This is a genomic window from Nocardioides sp. QY071 (genome assembly GCF_029961765.1).
Lineage (GTDB): Bacteria > Actinomycetota > Actinomycetes > Propionibacteriales > Nocardioidaceae > Nocardioides.
Map to the genome: position 1 here is coordinate 5,353,251 of NZ_CP124681.1, position 15,614 is coordinate 5,368,864.

Here is a 15,614-nt window from a genome sequence, read left to right on the forward strand (position 1 = left end):
CCGATTTCATCGGTGGCCGGCCGGGCTCAGGTGACCGGCAGCGCGACGTACGTGGTGTCGAGGTACTCCTCGATCCCCTCGAACCCGCCCTCGCGCCCGAACCCGCTCGCCTTCACGCCGCCGAACGGCGCGGCCGGGTTGGAGACCAGGCCGGTGTTGATGCCGAGCATGCCGGTCTCGAGGCGCTCGGCGAGGCGGATGGTGCGGGCCAGGTCGCGGGTGAAGGCGTAGGCGGCGAGGCCGTACTCGGTGGAGTTGGCCAGCCGGATCGCCTCGTCCTCGGAGGTGAAGGTGGTGATCGGGGCGACCGGTCCGAAGATCTCGTTGCGGACCGCATCCGCGTCTGCGGGTACGTCGGCCAGCACCGTCGGCGGGAAGAAGAAGCCGTCGCCGCCGGGAGCCTTGCCTCCGGTCAGCAGGCGGGCGCCGCGGTCGACGGCGTCGTCGACCAGGGCGGAGACGGAGGTGACCGCCTTGGCGTCGATGAGCGGGCCGACCTGGACACCGACGTCCTGGCCGCGACCGACCCGCAGGCCGCCCATCCGCTCGGCGAGCCTGGCGCCGAACTCCTCGGCCACCGAGGCCTCGACGAGGAACCGGTTGGCGGAGGTGCAGGCCTCCCCCATGTTGCGCATCTTGGCGATCATCGCGCCGTCGACGGCGGCGTCGAGGTCGGCGTCGGCGAAGACCAGGAAGGGCGCATTGCCGCCGAGCTCCATCGACATCCGCTGCAGCTGACCGGCCGACTGCTCGACCAGCGACCTGCCGACGCCGGTCGAGCCGGTGAAGCTCACCTTCCGCAGCCGCGGGTCGGCCTGGAGGGTCTTGGACAGGCCGCCGGAGTCGGAGGTGGTCACGACGTTGAGCACGCCGGCCGGCAGGCCCGCCTCGGCCAGCAGCGCCGCGAGCAGGAGCATGGTCAGCGGGGTCTGCGAGGCGGGCTTGACCACCATCGTGCAGCCGGCCGCCACGGCCGGGCCGATCTTGCGGGTGCCCATGGCCAGCGGGAAGTTCCACGGGGTGATGAACAGGCACGGGCCGACCGGCTTGCGGACGGTCAGCAGCCGGCTGCCGCCGGCCGGGTTCTGCATCCAGCGGCCGTGGATGCGCACCGCCTCCTCGGAGAACCAGCGCAGGAACTCCGCCCCGTAGGTCACCTCGCCCTTCGCCTCGGCGATCGGCTTGCCCATCTCGAGGCTCATCACCAGCGCGAGGTCGTCGGCGTGCTCGGTGACCAGGCCGAACGCCCGGCGCAGGATCTCCCCGCGCTCGCGCGGCGGGGTCGCCGCCCACGACTCCTGGGCACCGGCCGCCGCATCGAGTGCGGCTCGGGCGTCGTCGAGGGTGCCGTCCGCGACGTCGGTCAGCACCGACCCGTCCGCCGGGTCCAGCACGTCGATCCGGGCACCGCTGCCCGAGGGGACCCAGCTGCCGCCGACGTACAGCTGGCGACGCGACTCCGGGAGCAGGTGGGCAAGGCGTTCGCGGAAGGTCATGGGCCCACTCTGGCACTGCCGGGCAACGGCCAGAACCCCCGAGGACGTCGGGGGTGAAAAACGGAGAGAGCCCCTCATCGCATGGGGTCGACGAGGGGCTCAGTCGTATCGGTGCTCCCTCCGAAGTACGACTGATGCCACTCTAGCGCGCCGACGGTGAGGGACAAGACCTCACGCAGAGATTTCCTCCGGTCGTCCCCCACTGCCCGGGACCTTGGTCCCGGGGTGCATGGTCAGCGTGCGCCACGGAGGAAGGCCTCGAGCAGCGGACCCGCGGTCTGGGAGCCGGACTCGCCCGTCTCGACGTAGACCGCGACGGCGAGGTCACCCTGCGCGGCGACCATCCAGGCGTGGGTGCGGATGGTGTCGCCGTCGGCGTACTCGGCGGTGCCGGTCTTGGCGATCACCGGCGGTCCCGGGACGTCGGCCAGGCCGCGGCCGCTGCCCTCGGTGACGACCTGGCGCAGGATCGCGCGCAGCTGGTCGGCCTCGCCGGCGGCGAGCGGCGTGGCCTCGGCGGGGACGCTGACGTCGACCTGGTCGACGAGACGGGGTACGACGGTCGTGCCGGCCTGGACGCTGGCGATCACGGTGGCCATCGCCATCGGCGAGGCCAGCACCTTGCCCTGGCCGATCAGCGACGCCGCGGCCTCGGTCTCGCTGGCCGGGTCGGGGACCTCCCCGAAGAACGCCGGGAAGCCGAGGTCGTGGTCGATGCCCAGGCCGAGGGTCGCCGCCGCCGACGCGAGGTCGCCCTTGCCGAGCGCATCTCGCTGGCCGATCAGCGCGGTGTTGCACGACTGCGCGACCGCCTCACGCAACGGGATCGTCCCGAGCGCGGACGACGGGTAGTCGGAGTAGTTCTTGAACTGGCGGCCGTCGACGGTCACCGTCGGCGTGCACTCCACCGGACTGTCGGGCGTGAGGCCGGCGCGCAGCAGGGCCAGCGAGGTGACGATCTTGAACGTCGACCCGGGCGCGAACTGACCGAAGGTGGCGTAGTTCTGGCCGCCGGTGGCCGCGTCGTTGGCGGCCGCGAGGATCGCCCCGTCGCTCGGGCGCAGCGCCACCAGGGCCGCGGCCGGACCGGTTTTGGCGAGGACCTGCTCGGCGAGGGTCTGCAGCCGCTCGTCGAGGGTGATCGCGAGCGGCCGGCCGGGGGTCGCGTCGTGGCGGTAGACCTCACGCTTGTCGGCGCCAGGGTCCTTGCTGTCCGGCGCGGGGACCACGTCGACGACCCGGCCGACGCTCCCGCGCAGCTGGTCGTCGTAGCGCGCCTGGAGGCCGGAGAGTCCGGCGACGTCGCCGGAGCGGTAGGTGTCGGGGTGCTTCTCGACCATCTCGGCGGTCACCGGTCCGACCCGGCCGAGGATCGGCGCGGCGAAGTCGCGGCTGGGCGCGAGGGCGAGCTCGGCATCGACCGTCGTAGCGCCGACGATGGCGCCGAGCGCGTCGGCGAAGCCCGCCGGCTCCTCGCCGGAGCGGTAGGTGATCGCCTCGACGAAGGCGCGCGGCCCGGCGCCGCTGACCGCCTTGACGTAGGGCTTCACGTCGACGCCGACCAGCTTCGCGAGGGCGCGCGCTGAGTCCGGCGCGGCCGCGGCGTCGACCTTGGACCGGTCGATCCCGACCCGGACCACCGCGCGCTCGGTCACCAGGACCGTGCCGCCGGCGCCGGTGATGTCGCCACGGTCCGTCGGCTGGGTGACCGCGTCGAGGGTCTCGCCCTCGGCCAGGTCGGGGACGACGACGTCGGGCGCCCAGCCCACCGACCACTTGTCACCCTGGTGGCTCAGCGCGACGGTCGTCTCGTAGGCCCACGGGTCGGCACCGTCGACCACCGGCCAGGACCAGCGCAGGGTGGCGGTCGGCTTCTCGGCCTCCGCGTCGACCTTGCCGACCGCGACGGTGGGGACGACGCCGTCCATGTCGTCGACGATGGCGGCGTACGCCTCGGCCACCGTCGCGGAGTCGGTGCCCGTGAATGGGACCGAGGCGAGCGGGTCCGGGGCCTTGCTCGCCTCGCCGGCCTGCGGGGTCGCGGCCGCGGCCAGCGCGCCGGCCAGCTGCTTGGCCACGGCCTCGGCGCCGTCGGTGTCGCTGCCGGAGCACGCGCTCAGGACGCCTCCGAGCACGAGCAGGGAGGTGAGGGCTGCCGAGGTCCGCCGCATGGTGAAGGTTCTACCAGCCGGGTCCGCCACGACCGCGCGTCAGCCGCGTCAGTGGCCGGCGAGGAACCGGATGCCCTGGGTGGTGCCGTCGACGATGTCGGAGACGTGGGCCTGGAATCCGGGGCAGGTGGTGATGTCGTGCGCGCGGCACTCGAGCGCGTGCTTCGTCATGTGCCGCGAGCGCTCGAGCTCTGCCTGGCGCCGGTCGAGCTCGTCGAGGTGGGCGCGCAGCGCGTCGCGCCGGCCCTCCACGGACGCGTCGACGAGGGTGCGGATCTGGTCGAGGCTCATCCCCGACGCCTTGCTCGCGAGGATCGCGGCCACCCGGTACGCGTCGTCCTCGCCGTAGACCCGCCGGCCCGCGGAGTCGCGCTGCGGGTGCAGCAGGCCCTTGTCCTCCCAGTGCCGCAACACGTGGGTCTCGAGCTCGAAGCGTGCGGCCAGCTCGCCCACCGACCACCGGATGTCCCGGGTACTTGACTTCATGTTCACATGAAGTCACAGGCTGGGGCCCATGATCAACTCCACTTCCTCACCGACGCTGTACGACGTCGCCGTGGTCGGCGCCGGATCCGCCGGCCTCCAGGCCGCCCAGACCCTCGGCCGGATGCACCGCTCGACCGTCGTGATCGGCACCGACCGCTACCGCAACGACCCGACCGGCCACATGCACAACTTCCTCGGCCACGACGGCGCACCGCCCGCCGAGCTCCGGCTCGCGGCCCGCAAGGACGCGGAGGCCTACGACGACGTGCACTTCCTCGACGTCGTCGGCACCGGCGTCACCCGGATCTCCGGCGAGCTCGGCGACTTCCTCCTCGAGATCGAGGGCGAGGAGCCCGTGCGCGCCCGGCGGGTGCTCCTCGCCACCGGCGTCCGCGACACCCTGCCCGACGTCCCCGGCATCGCGGAGAACTTCGGCGACCTGGTGGCGCACTGCCCGTTCTGCCACGGCCACGAGTACGCCGGCACCCGCGTCGGGATCCTCGGCTCCGCGCCCCACGTGGCCGCGATGGCGTCGATGGTGCAGCCGATCGCCGAGGACCGCGTCGTGCTCACCGACGGCGCCGACCTCGACGAGGCGACCGCGGCGTCGCTCGACCGGACGGGTGCCGGCGTGGTGACCGACCGGCTGGTCGCCGTACGCAAGGAGGGGGCGGGCCTGGTCGTCACCCTCGCCGGCGGCGAGGAGCTCGCGCTGGGCGGGCTGCTCGTGAAGACCGAGTGGGAGCAGGCCGCGCCGTTCGCCGAGCAGCTCGCACTGGAGACCTCCGAGGTCGGCGCCGTGGTGGTCGACGCCTTCGGCCGCACGAGCGTCCCCGGCGTCTACGCCGCCGGTGACCTCGCCCAGGGCCCGGGCCTGCCGATGCCCATGGCGTCGGTACTGGTGGCCGCCGCCGCCGGGATGATGGCCGCGGCCGCGTGCGTGCAGGACGCGGCGTTGGCGCGGCTGGGCTGAGGGGCTGGCCTGGCTGCGACGCAACTACCGAATTCGTCGCGGAATCGGCGCCAGCACCGCAAATTCGGTAGTTGCGACGTCAACACCGGCCACGCGCAGCAGCAGGTTCAGTACCAGCCGGTGCGCTGCGAGTGCTCCCAGGCGCGTTGGACGTTGCCGTACCGCGCGGCGATGTAGGCCAGCCCCCACCGGATCTGGGTCTCGGGGTTGGTGCGCCAGTCGCTGCCGACGACGGCCATCTTGGTGGCCGGCAGGGACTGCGGGATGCCGTAGGCGCCGGAGCTGCGGTTCTCGGCGAGGTGGTTCCAGCCGGACTCGCGCTGCCACAGCGCGTCGAGGTAGGGCCACTGGTCGGCAGGGAAGCCGAACTCGATCATCTCGCGGTAGCCCAGGCCGCGGTTCGACGCGGGGTCGACCTCGGCCGGGACGATCACCGCCGGCAGCTTCTTCGCGATCCGCTCGGCCCGCCGGGCGAGCGCCGCCATGATCTCGACCGTGGGTACGTCGACCCGGGCGCCCGAGCGCGACGGATCCGCCTCGCGCGGGGTCGGCGGGGGTGCCGCCGAGGTGGCCACCGCTGCGTCAGCCGGCTCGGCAGCGGGAGCAGTGGTGCTGCCGCAGGCACTCAGCAGCAGCGCGCCCGCTGCGAGTGCAGCGGGCGCGGCCAAGCGACGCAGACCCCCCATGGGGTCCGAGGGTAGGTCAGTCGCGGGGCTTGCGCGAGCGGTTCGGCGGTCCGTAGTCCTTGGCCAGCTCGATCAGCTTGCCGCTGATCCGGGTGCTCTTGAGCCGCTCCCACTGGTCCTCGGTCAGCCGGGCCGGCAGCTCGACGATCGAGTAGTCGGGGCGGATGGTGATCTTGCCGAAGTCGCGGCGGTCGAGGCCGCCCTCGTTGGCGAGCGCGCCGACGATCTGGCGGGGCTCGACGCGGTGCCGCTTGCCGACCTGGATCTTGTAGGCCTGGAGGTTGCCGCCCGAGCGCGGGGCACGGTCCCGGCTGCCCCGCTCACCCCGGTCGCGGTCCCCGCCCCGGCGCTCGCCGCGGTCGCCGCGGTCGTCGTACTCCCGGCGCGGACGGCGCTCCGGCTCCGGCTCCTCCTCCAGCAGCAGCGGGGTGTCGCCCTGCAGCGCGATGGCCAGCGCCGCGGCGACGTCGGCCTCCGGCACGTCGTGCTCGCGGATGTAGTGGCCGACGACGTCGCGGAAGAAGTCGATCTGCGGCGACTCGAGGGCGGCGGTGATCTGGTCGTCGAAGCGGCTCAGGCGCGAGACGTTGATCGCGTCGACGCTCGGGAGCTGCATCTGCTCCAGCGTGGAGCGGGTGGCCTTCTCGATGTGCTTGAGGAGGTAGCGCTCGCGCGGGGTGATGAAGGAGATCGCGTCACCGCTGCGGCCGGCGCGGCCGGTGCGGCCGATCCGGTGGACGTAGGCCTCGGTGTCGGTGGGGATGTCGTAGTTGAAGACGTGGCTGATCCGGGGGACGTCGATGCCGCGGGCCGCGACGTCGGTGGCGACCAGGATGTCGAGCTTGCCGTCCTTGAGCTGGTTGACGGTGCGCTCGCGCTGGGCCTGCACGATGTCGCCGTTGATCGCGGCCGCGCTGTAGCCGCGGGCGCGCAGCTTCTCGGCCAGCGTCTCGGTCTCGTTCTTGGTGCGCACGAACACGATCGCGCCCTCGAAGTTCTCGACCTCGAGGATCCGGGTCAGCGCGTCGACCTTCTGCGGGTAGCTGACCATCAGGTAGCGCTGCTTGATGTTCTCGGCGGTGCGGGTCTTGCGCTCGATCGCGATCTCGACCGGGTTCTTCAGGTACTTCGCCGACAGCGACTTGATCTGCTTCGGCATGGTCGCCGAGAACAGCGCCACCTGCTTCTCCGAGGGCGTGTCGGCGAGGATCGTCTCGACGTCCTCGGCGAAGCCCATGTTGAGCATCTCGTCGGCCTCGTCGAGGACCAGGAAGCGCAGCTCGGTGAGGTCGAGGGTGCCCTTCTCGAGGTGGTCCATGATCCGTCCGGGCGTGCCGACGACGATGTGGACGCCGCGGCGCAGCGCGGACAGCTGGACGCCGTAGCCCTGGCCGCCGTAGACGGGGAGCACGTGGACGCCGCGCAGGTTGGCGGCGTACTTCTCGAACGCCTCGCACACCTGGAGCGCGAGCTCGCGGGTCGGCGCGAGGACCAGCGCCTGCGGGGTCTTCTGCGCGAGGTCGAGCTGGTCGAGGATCGGCAGCGCGAACGCGGCGGTCTTGCCCGTGCCGGTCTGCGCGAGGCCCATCACGTCGCGCCCCTCGAGGAGGTGGGGGATGGTCTCGGCCTGGATCGCGGACGGCGACTCGTAGCCGATGTCCTTGAGAGCCTTCAGGATGCGGTCACCGAGACCGAGGTCGGCGAAGGTGGCGGGCTGGTCCGCGGCGTCACTGGCAAGGTCACTCACCCGTCAAGACTAGTGCCGTCAAGCGTGCGAGGCGTGATCCTCGTCGCGGTGCGCTGGGTCACTGCCGGTTAGACCGGGTGCGATCTGGTAAGGACAACCTGTAATGCCGGACGGCCTGCAACCGCTGTCACCCTCGGCATACGGTCATGCTCCGCGACGAGAAAGATCTCCATGAGGCCCGACACCACCACCCGCCGCGTGCGGCACCTGCTGCTCGCGGCGATCGCCGTCCTCCTGTGCACCTCCGGCCTCGTCGCTGCGAACGCGTCGCCCGCGAGCGCCGCGCCCAAGCCCGCGAAGGTGAAGGGCGTCAAGCTCAAGAAGCCCCGCGTGGACGGCACGACCGCGTCGTTCAAGGTGAAGTGGAAGCGCGCGGCCCGCGCCACGTCGTACAAGGTGAAGTGGAAGGTCCCCGGCCAGAAGGCCCACAAGGACCGCACCCGCAAGACGTCATTGACAATCAAGAAGCTCGCGCAAGGCACGGACTACTGCGTGAAGGTGCGCGCCTACAACGGCAAGCGCAAGGGCAAGTGGTCCAAGACGCGGTGCCGTACGACGGCGCGGATCGACGCCGTGCAGCCCGTCTGGGTGGACCGGCAGGTGCAGCAGGGCAGCACCGTCGCGCTGTCCTTCCGGTGGAACGAGGTTGGCGGCGCGTCATCGTATGAGCTGGCCTACGTCCCGGGCGAGAAGAACATCCAGCAGCACAAAAAGAAGAGGGTCGTATCCGTCGGAGCGACGGGCACTGGCACCGTCGGGGCGTTGATCGGCGGGTTCGCGCCGAGCAAGACCTACTGCTTCCAGGTGCGGGCCCTCGGGCCGCGCGGCGTGGGCGCCTGGGGGGCGGCCGGTTGTCGACACACGGTTGCGAGCAGCCGAGCCGTCGGCGGAACACTGCACGTCAACATGATGACCTGGAACGTGTGCGCCAACGTGTGCGCCGACTGGGCCACGCGGGAGTCGCTGATCAAGGACCGCATCGCCGCCGCCGATGGCATCCGTCCGGACGCGGTCGCGATTCAGGAGGCGCCCAACGCCGACTACGACAACCTCGAGCCCGCCCCCGACTACGTGCGTGCGTGCAAGGTGGGCGACGGCGCGGGCAAGCAGTGGCGAAACCAGACCCTCTTCGTGCGCAACGACAAGTTCGACGTCACCGGCACCCCGAGCGGCATCCGGTTCGCCAACGTGACCCATGGCGGGTGCTGGATCCGGGTCAGGGACAAGGTGACCAACCGAGAGCTGGTCCTCGCGAGCCTGCACCTGGTCAACCCCGGGTGGGAGAACGGCTCCGGCACTGACGCCATGCGCCGCGACGAGACGGTCGCCTTCTGGGCAGGGGTCACCGCCTACGCCGGCGGGCTTCCGATCGTCGTCGCGGGTGACTTCAACTCGAACCGCAACACCGCGGACTCGCCCCGTGAGATCCTCAACGCGTACGGCTACGACGACGCCTTCGACGAGGCCGAGTCCTACAACACGCTGCCCTACCTCAACTCGTGGAACGCGTGGGCATTCCCCCCGCCGATCTCGTACCGCTGGGGCGGCCACGTAGATCGCGTGTTCGTCTCACCGGGAACCCGCGTGACGAGCTGGCAGATGGAGCAGCCGGTCCGCAACGGGGTCCAGGTGTCTGACCACTCGCCCGTCCGGGTGACCGTCGAGATCCCGTGAGCATCACTCCACGGTGACGGACTTGGCCAGGTTGCGCGGCTTGTCGATGTCGTGACCCAGCTCCAGGGCGGCGTGGTAGGACAGCACCTGCAGCGGGATCGTCAGCAGGATCGGGTCCAGCTCCCGCTCGTTGCGGGGTACGTCGATCCGGCCGGCCACGATCCCCTCGAGGTCGCCGAGGTCGACCGTTTCGTGGGTGACCACGACCAGCGGGCCGCCGCGGGCGGCGATCTCGTGGAGGGCCGCGACGTTGCGCTCGACGAGCTCGTCGTCGGGGACGATCGCGACGGTCGGCACCTCGGGTGAGATCAGGGCGAGCGGGCCGTGCTTGAGCTCGCTGGTCTGGTACGCCTCGGCGTGGCGGTAGGTGATCTCCTTGAACTTCTGCGCACCCTCGCGCGCCACCGGGAAGCCCCGCACCCGGCCGATGAAGAACAGGCTCTCCGCCTCGGCGAGCCGCTTGGCGACCAGGGCCAGGTCGGCCTCGGTCGCCAGCACCTGGTCGATCTGCTCGGGGATCCGGGTCAGGCCGGCGATCAGCCGCTTGCCGTCGGCGATGGACAGGTCGCGGACCCGGCCGAGCTGGACGGCGAGCATGCCGAACGCGAGGAACATGTTGGTCAGCGCCTTGGTCGAGGCGACCGCGACCTCGGGTCCGGAGTGGAGGTAGATGCCGCCGTCGACCTGGCGCGCGATCGCCGAGCCGACCACGTTGACCAGCCCGATCACCCGACCGCCCTTGCGCTGCACCTCCTGCACCGCGAGCAGGGTGTCGATGGTCTCGCCGGACTGGCTCACCGCGACGTACAGCGTGTCCGGCTCGACGATGGGGTTGCGGTAGCGGAACTCACTGGCCGCCTCGGCGTCCGCGGGGATCCGGGCCAGCTCCTCGAGGAGCGAGGCGCCCATCTGACCGACGTAGTACGCCGATCCGCAGCCGAGGATCTTGACGCGGCGGAACGCCCGCAGCTCGCGGGCGTCGAGGTTGAGGCCGCCGAGGTGGCCGGTACCGAAGCGCTCGTCGAGCCGGCCACGGAGCACCGCCTCCGCGCGGGCAGGCTGCTCGAGCAGCTCCTTGTGCATGAACGAGTCGTGGTCGCCGGCGTCGTACGCCTCGGGGTCGATGTCGACCTCCTTGGCGCGGCGGTCGGTGGCCGTCAAACCAGGCCGCCCGGTGGCCTCGATGCTCCCCAATGCATACGTCGTGAAGCCGGCGGCCGTGATCGTGGCCATCTCGCCGTCGTCGAGGTGGGCGACCGTGGTCGTGTAGCGGACCAGCGCGGCCAGGTCGGAGGCGACGTGCATCTCGTGGTCGCCGACGCCGATGATCAGCGGGCTGCCGTTGCGGGCCACGACCAGCCGGTCGGGGAAGTCGGCGTGGGCCACCGCGATGCCGTAGGTGCCCTCCACCCGGCCCAGCGCCTCGGCGATACGCTGCTCGAGCGTCTTGGCCGTGGAGCGCGCGACCAGGTGGGCGAGCACCTCGGTGTCGGTGTCCGAGACGAGCACCACGCCGTCGTCGGCCAGCTCGGCGCGCAGCGCGGCGGCGTTGTCGATGATGCCGTTGTGGACGACCGCCACGCGGGCCGCCTCGTCGGTGTGCGGGTGGGCGTTGACGTCGTTGGCGGGACCGTGGGTCGCCCAGCGGGTGTGGCCGATGCCGATCTTGCCGCCGAAGCGCTTCGGCAGGCCGTCGGACAGGTCGCGGACCCGGCCGGCCTGCTTGGCGACCTTGAGGCCGCTGCCGCCGAGGACGGCGACGCCCGCGGAGTCGTACCCGCGGTGCTCGAGCCGGGTCAGCCCCTCCAGCAGCAGCGGCGCCGCCTGCTGGGTCCCGATGTAGCCGACGATCCCGCACATGTCCGTCTCCCTCAGCCGTAGATGATGCGCCGGAGCTGGCGCTCCGACAGGTCAGGTGCCGCGACCACCGTGGTCCGCAGCTCCTCGCGCAGCCGGGCGAAGATCTCCTCGTTGCGCCCGCCGTGCAGCTTCAGCTCCGCGTGCCGCCGCCGGACCCAGCCCTCCACCGTCTCGTCGTGGAAGGCGAGGACGTCCTGGACCAGCCGGGCCGCCGCCGCCGACGCCAGCCCGGTGCTGTCCTGGACGTGCTGGAGGAGCCGCGGATCGACGTGCACCCGGTGAGACTGCACCCGTTTCCGGCCAATTCTCAACTTCCTGCCCGAAATCGGGCAGATCGACGGTCCCCTGCGTCGTACGGCCGCCCGCCACCGGCGGTGGAGGACGAAGCCCTCTCACGGCAACGCCCGGAGCACCGGAGTGGAGCGGAAGGGGCCGGAATCCGGCGTTCCGAGGCGGCGCGGTGGAGGACGTGCTATCTTGGTGAACACAAGGTGAACAGGAGGTGACCCATGACCGACACGAACATGACCGAGACGCATCTGGAGATGCGCTGGCTGCCCGTGACCGCTCCGGACGGACGCACCCGGATGGAGGCCGTCTGGGTCGAGGTCGGCCAGCCCACGGCCGCGCACTCGCACGCTGCCTGACGCAGGACCACTCTTCGGAAGCCACTCCCCGACTCGGGGGGTGGCTTCCGTCATTTCCGGGTAGCGCGCGACGCCTGGACTTCACCTGCTTGCCACGTATGTGACCCACGTCACCCCTTGCCACGGAATGGTTGCCGTGTCACCATTGGTTACGGTCTTTGAAAGTTCAACGAATCCGCCACCACAGGAGCCAGAACCATGAGCGAGTCCGCAGCCCTCACCGACATCACCGGCGACTACACCCTCGACACCGCGCACAGCCGCCTCGGCTTCGTCGCGCGCCACGCGGTGGTCACCAAGGTCCGTGGCCAGTTCACCGACTGGAACGCCACCGCCCACATCGACACCGCCAACCCCGCCGCGTCCTCGGTCACCGTGACCATCAACCCGGCCAGCGTCTCCACCGGGTCCGCGGACCGCGACGGCCACCTCACCTCGCCCGACTTCTTCGACATCGCGGCGTTCCCGGAGTGGAAGTTCGTCTCCACCGACGTCACCCGCGACGGCGACGAGTGGACCATCACCGGCGACCTGACCATCAAGGACGTCACCAAGCCCGTCACCATCGAGTTCGAGGAGAACGGCTCGGCCAAGGACCCCTTCGGCAACATCCGCGTCGGTTTCGAGGGCGACGTCACCGTCAACCGCAAGGACTGGGGCCTGACCTGGAACGCCGCGCTGGAGACCGGCGGCGTCCTCGTCTCGGAGAAGATCAAGCTCGAGTTCGACATCTCCGCCATCAAGAACGCCTGACGACGTTCGCCCGGGCCCTGCGACGCGGGGCCTGGGAACTCAGCGAAGGGCCAGTGGGAGCGACCGGCGCAGCCGGAAGCGCACCTGCTGGCCCTCGCCGTCCTCCGGGGTGCCGGTGTAGTCCAGCGCCAGCTCCAGGGTGGCCCGGGTGGCGTCGGCGGGAACGTCGAAGATCACCGTGCGCACGTCGTCCACCGTCATGTCGGCGGGACGACTTGCGAGCTCCCGGCCGTCATCGTCCAGCACGACGTGCGGCAGGGCTCCGTCGAGGAGGTACGACGGCTCGCCGTAGCCGATCTCGTAGCTCGTGCCCGGCCCGGAGCCACCGGTGAAGTAGGTGTTGATCGAGACGTTCACCTTCGCCACCAGCCAGGCCCGGCCCGGCGCTGCCCACCCGACCGCGGCATGCCAGGGGACCGCGGTGAGCGCGGCGACGCCGCACTCGGTCCCGTTGAACCGCGCACCGCCGCGCACGGTCGTGCGCGGCTGCTCGGGACACGGCACCTGCGAGCGTCGCGGTGGCGCGGCGGCGAAGACGTCGATCCCGCTGACCGGCGTGCCGAGGTCGGTGCGCAGCGTGCGGCCGTCGAACTCCACCTCGAGGGACAGGTCGTCAACGTCCGCCGGGACTGTGACCAGCCAGTCGAACCTCAGGTCGTTGTCGAGCACGATCCGCTCGTCGTCGGCCACGACGGTGAACACCGGGTCGGGCAGCTTGCCGCGGGCGCTGGGCTGCCACAGCGCCCACGCGTCGCCGTCGGTCTTCTCGGGGCGGTAGCCGATCTCGAGGAACTCCGCTCCCCGGGCCGGTTCGGCGGACCAGTGGTCGTCGTAGGCGCCCACCGAGTGGCGTGCCTTCGCCTGGGGCCGGCTGACCACGAACTGGTAGCGCAGGTTCGGCAGCTGGACCGTGAGTGGACTGCCCTCGGCCTGGCCGTTGAGCTCGAAGACGTCGCCGACCCGAGCGTGCTGCTCGTCGTCGCCGGTGACCTGGGAGCAGCCCGTGGCGGCTGTCGCGGCGACGACGGCGACGAGGACACGAGCACCGGTGCGGATCATGGCGAGGATCCTGTCCCGTAAATCCCGCGCCGACACCCGGGCCCGTCGTCCAGACTCACCCGGGTGTCCGCCATCTCGCTGCCCGCCACCCTGCCCGGGCTGACCGCGCGCCCGCTGACCCTCGACGACGTCGCGGCGGTGTTCGCCGTCGTCACCGAGCAGGAGCGGCACGACACCGGCACCGTCGAGGTCGAGGAGGCGGACCTCCTCGCCGACTGGGGGCGGCCGTCGTACGACCTCGGGGCGAGCTCGGTCGCGGTCCTCGACGGCGAGCGGATCGTGGCCTACGCCGAGCACCTCGGCGAGGAGAGGTACGACGCCGCGGTGGCGCCGTCGTACCGCGGGCGCGGGATCGGGACCTGGCTCGCCGGCTGGATCCAGCACCTGGCCCGCAGCCGCGGCGTCGCGATCGTCGGGATGCCGGTGCCCGAGGGCTCGGCCGGCGACCGGCTGCTCGCCGCGCTGGGGTACGACGTGCGGTGGACCAGCTGGGTGCTGCGGCTGCCCGAGGGGGCGCGGGTGACGCCGCGGCCGCTGCCCGAGGGCTACACGCTGCGCGAGGCGACGCCGGCCGACCGCCAGCAGGTCTGGACGGTGACCGAGGACGCCTTCCTCGAGTGGTCGGTGCGCGAGCGGGCGAGCCTGGCGGACTTCGGCGCCCAGGTCTGGGGCCGACCCGGCTCGGAGCCCTGGCACCTGCAGCTGGTGACCGGGCCGGACGGCACCGTCGTCGCCGCGGCCCACGCCTGGAACGCCGGCACGGACACCTTCGTCTCGAAGCTCGCCGTCGCTCGGGAGCATCGGCGCCGTGGCCTCGCCCAGGCCCTCCTCGTCGCGGCGTTCGCCGCCGGCCGCGAGCGCGGGGCCACCTCGTCGTCGCTGTCGACCGACTCGCGGACCGGGGCGCTGAGCCTCTACGAGAACGTCGGGATGCGGGTCGAGGCGACCTGGGTGCACCGGGCGGTCCGCCTGGACTGACGCCCGGGCCGGATAGGGTCGCCCGCATGGGCGAGGTGTTCGCGGGGCGCTACGAGCTGCTTGACCCGATCGCCGCGGGCGGCATGGGCACGGTCTGGCGGGTGCTGGACCGGACGGCCGGCGAGGTCAAGGCCGCGAAGATGCTGCGGCAGGCCGACGCGGCGATGCTGCTGCGGTTCGTGCGCGAACAGTCGGTGCGCATCGACCACACCCACGTGGTGACGCCGCAGTCCTGGGCGGGTGTCGACGACCGGGTGCTGTTCACGATGCCGCTGGTGCGCGGCGGATCCGTGTCCGGGCTGATGAAGCGCAACGGCGGGACGTTGCCACCGCGCTGGATCGCCGTGCTCACCGACCAGACCCTGCAGGCGCTGGAGGCCGTGCACCTCGCGGGGATCGTGCACCGCGACATCAAGCCGGGCAACCTGCTGCTCGAGCCGACCGGCCGCCGCCGGCCGCACCTGCGGCTCACCGACTTCGGCATCGCCGTACCGAGCGACGAGCCGCGGCTGACCCACGTGGCGATGGTGATCGGGACGCCCGGCTACATGCCGCCGGAGCAGTACCGCGGCGCCGACCCCGACCCCAGCGCCGACATCTACGCGCTCGGCGTGGTCGTGCTCGAGATGCTCACCGGCCGCCGGCCGCCCGCCGACGGCGAACCCGGTCCGATCGACGTCGCGGCGCTGCGCACGGGCGACCCGGAGCACGACGCGGTGCTCGAGCTGGTCGCCGCCGCCACGGCGTACGACGCCGCCCGGCGCCCCACGGCCACCGAGCTCCTGGTCCACCCGGCCCTACGTGGGCTGGTCGCCCGCTGGGACGACCCGGCGCTGGCCGACGGGCTCGAGGTGGTCGACGAGTACCCCGACGCCCCCGACCCGACGCCGAGCCGGGCGACCATGGCCTATCCGCCGCCCCCGCCACCCCCGCCGAGCACGCCGGTCCCCACCGCGGCCGCGACCGCCGCGGTGACGACGTACGGCGCACCGGTGGCCGCCAGGCGCCCGGTCGACGCGTTCGTGCTGCTGGGCGTGGGTGTGCTCGGTCTCGTGGTGGCGCTGCTGCTCCTGCTCGGCTGAGC

At 71.9% G+C, this 15,614-nt stretch carries 14 protein-coding genes; 6 read left to right on the top strand and 8 right to left on the bottom strand.

Annotated elements, in window-relative coordinates:
• Nucleotides 1-26 precede the first annotated feature (26 nt).
• From QI633_RS25730 to QI633_RS25740, 3 genes are all read right to left on the bottom strand, one after another.
• The gene (locus QI633_RS25730; protein WP_141796762.1) at nucleotides 27-1,496 is read right to left on the bottom strand and encodes an NAD-dependent succinate-semialdehyde dehydrogenase; all 1,470 of its coding nucleotides are present in this window, start codon (nucleotides 1,494-1,496) and stop codon (nucleotides 27-29) included.
• A 233-nt stretch (nucleotides 1,497-1,729) separates the two neighbouring features.
• Nucleotides 1,730-3,667, bottom strand: coding sequence for a penicillin-binding transpeptidase domain-containing protein (locus tag QI633_RS25735; protein ID WP_282427549.1), 1,938 nt, complete (start codon nucleotides 3,665-3,667; stop codon nucleotides 1,730-1,732).
• 48 nt (nucleotides 3,668-3,715) lie between these two features.
• On the bottom strand, nucleotides 3,716-4,153 hold the full coding sequence (locus QI633_RS25740) for a MerR family transcriptional regulator (protein WP_282427550.1): 438 nt from the start codon (nucleotides 4,151-4,153) through the stop codon (nucleotides 3,716-3,718).
• A 28-nt stretch (nucleotides 4,154-4,181) separates the two neighbouring features.
• Here QI633_RS25740 and QI633_RS25745 point away from each other — a divergent pair, with 28 nt between their 5' ends.
• On the top strand, nucleotides 4,182-5,126 hold the full coding sequence (locus QI633_RS25745) for an NAD(P)/FAD-dependent oxidoreductase (RefSeq protein WP_282427551.1): 945 nt from the start codon (nucleotides 4,182-4,184) through the stop codon (nucleotides 5,124-5,126).
• 107 nt (nucleotides 5,127-5,233) lie between these two features.
• On the opposite strand, the gene QI633_RS25750 is transcribed toward QI633_RS25745, so the two are convergent.
• Together QI633_RS25750 and QI633_RS25755 are read right to left on the bottom strand one after the other, a co-directional pair.
• Nucleotides 5,234-5,812, bottom strand: coding sequence for a transglycosylase SLT domain-containing protein (locus QI633_RS25750; RefSeq protein ID WP_282427552.1), 579 nt, complete (start codon nucleotides 5,810-5,812; stop codon nucleotides 5,234-5,236).
• 16 nt (nucleotides 5,813-5,828) lie between these two features.
• Nucleotides 5,829-7,559: a DEAD/DEAH box helicase gene (locus tag QI633_RS25755; protein WP_141796757.1), complete on the bottom strand. Its 1,731-nt coding sequence runs from the start codon at nucleotides 7,557-7,559 to the stop codon at nucleotides 5,829-5,831.
• A 171-nt stretch (nucleotides 7,560-7,730) separates the two neighbouring features.
• Here QI633_RS25755 and QI633_RS25760 point away from each other — a divergent pair, with 171 nt between their 5' ends.
• Nucleotides 7,731-9,233, top strand: a complete 1,503-nt coding sequence (locus QI633_RS25760) for a fibronectin type III domain-containing protein (protein WP_282427553.1) — start codon at nucleotides 7,731-7,733, stop codon at nucleotides 9,231-9,233.
• Between the two features lie 3 nt (nucleotides 9,234-9,236).
• On the opposite strand, the gene glmS is transcribed toward QI633_RS25760, so the two are convergent.
• Both glmS and QI633_RS25770 read right to left on the bottom strand, forming a co-directional pair.
• Complete coding sequence (gene glmS / locus QI633_RS25765; RefSeq protein ID WP_141796755.1) at nucleotides 9,237-11,093, bottom strand: glutamine--fructose-6-phosphate transaminase (isomerizing); 1,857 nt, start codon at nucleotides 11,091-11,093, stop codon at nucleotides 9,237-9,239.
• 11 nt (nucleotides 11,094-11,104) lie between these two features.
• Nucleotides 11,105-11,320 (bottom strand): hypothetical protein, encoded by a 216-nt coding sequence (locus tag QI633_RS25770; protein WP_222117953.1) that lies wholly within the window; start codon nucleotides 11,318-11,320, stop codon nucleotides 11,105-11,107.
• A gap of 282 nt (nucleotides 11,321-11,602) precedes the next feature.
• Between QI633_RS25770 and QI633_RS25775 the strand changes: the two genes are divergently transcribed.
• Together QI633_RS25775 and QI633_RS25780 are read left to right on the top strand one after the other, a co-directional pair.
• Entirely contained in the window at nucleotides 11,603-11,740 is a 138-nt protein-coding gene (locus QI633_RS25775) for a hypothetical protein (RefSeq protein ID WP_160158139.1), read from the top strand.
• 198 nt (nucleotides 11,741-11,938) lie between these two features.
• Nucleotides 11,939-12,493, top strand: coding sequence for a YceI family protein (locus QI633_RS25780; RefSeq protein ID WP_282427554.1), 555 nt, complete (start codon nucleotides 11,939-11,941; stop codon nucleotides 12,491-12,493).
• A gap of 39 nt (nucleotides 12,494-12,532) precedes the next feature.
• Here QI633_RS25780 and QI633_RS25785 read toward each other — a convergent pair whose 3' ends face one another.
• Nucleotides 12,533-13,552 (bottom strand): hypothetical protein, encoded by a 1,020-nt coding sequence (locus tag QI633_RS25785; protein ID WP_282427555.1) that lies wholly within the window; start codon nucleotides 13,550-13,552, stop codon nucleotides 12,533-12,535.
• A gap of 63 nt (nucleotides 13,553-13,615) precedes the next feature.
• Between QI633_RS25785 and QI633_RS25790 the strand changes: the two genes are divergently transcribed.
• Both QI633_RS25790 and QI633_RS25795 read left to right on the top strand, forming a co-directional pair.
• Nucleotides 13,616-14,530 carry a GNAT family N-acetyltransferase gene (locus QI633_RS25790; protein WP_282427556.1) on the top strand — a complete coding sequence of 305 codons (915 nt, stop codon included), beginning with the start codon at nucleotides 13,616-13,618 and terminating at the stop codon, nucleotides 14,528-14,530.
• Between the two features lie 26 nt (nucleotides 14,531-14,556).
• On the top strand, nucleotides 14,557-15,612 hold the full coding sequence (locus QI633_RS25795; protein WP_282427557.1) for a serine/threonine-protein kinase: 1,056 nt from the start codon (nucleotides 14,557-14,559) through the stop codon (nucleotides 15,610-15,612).
• The last annotated feature ends 2 nt before the right edge of the window (nucleotides 15,613-15,614 follow it).

Coding starts and splice junctions, on each gene's coding strand:
- QI633_RS25750 (WP_282427552.1), bottom strand. CDS start 5,812: ATGGGGGGTCTGCGTCGCTTGGCCGCGCCCGCTGCACTCGCAGCGGGC.
- QI633_RS25740 (WP_282427550.1), bottom strand. CDS start 4,153: ATGAAGTCAAGTACCCGGGACATCCGGTGGTCGGTGGGCGAGCTGGCC.
- QI633_RS25760 (WP_282427553.1), top strand. CDS start 7,731: ATGAGGCCCGACACCACCACCCGCCGCGTGCGGCACCTGCTGCTCGCG.
- QI633_RS25780 (WP_282427554.1), top strand. CDS start 11,939: ATGAGCGAGTCCGCAGCCCTCACCGACATCACCGGCGACTACACCCTC.
- QI633_RS25730 (WP_141796762.1), bottom strand. CDS start 1,496: ATGACCTTCCGCGAACGCCTTGCCCACCTGCTCCCGGAGTCGCGTCGC.
- QI633_RS25795 (WP_282427557.1), top strand. CDS start 14,557: ATGGGCGAGGTGTTCGCGGGGCGCTACGAGCTGCTTGACCCGATCGCC.
- QI633_RS25735 (WP_282427549.1), bottom strand. CDS start 3,667: ATGCGGCGGACCTCGGCAGCCCTCACCTCCCTGCTCGTGCTCGGAGGC.
- QI633_RS25745 (WP_282427551.1), top strand. CDS start 4,182: ATGATCAACTCCACTTCCTCACCGACGCTGTACGACGTCGCCGTGGTC.
- glmS (WP_141796755.1), bottom strand. CDS start 11,093: ATGTGCGGGATCGTCGGCTACATCGGGACCCAGCAGGCGGCGCCGCTG.
- QI633_RS25775 (WP_160158139.1), top strand. CDS start 11,603: ATGACCGACACGAACATGACCGAGACGCATCTGGAGATGCGCTGGCTG.
- QI633_RS25785 (WP_282427555.1), bottom strand. CDS start 13,552: ATGATCCGCACCGGTGCTCGTGTCCTCGTCGCCGTCGTCGCCGCGACA.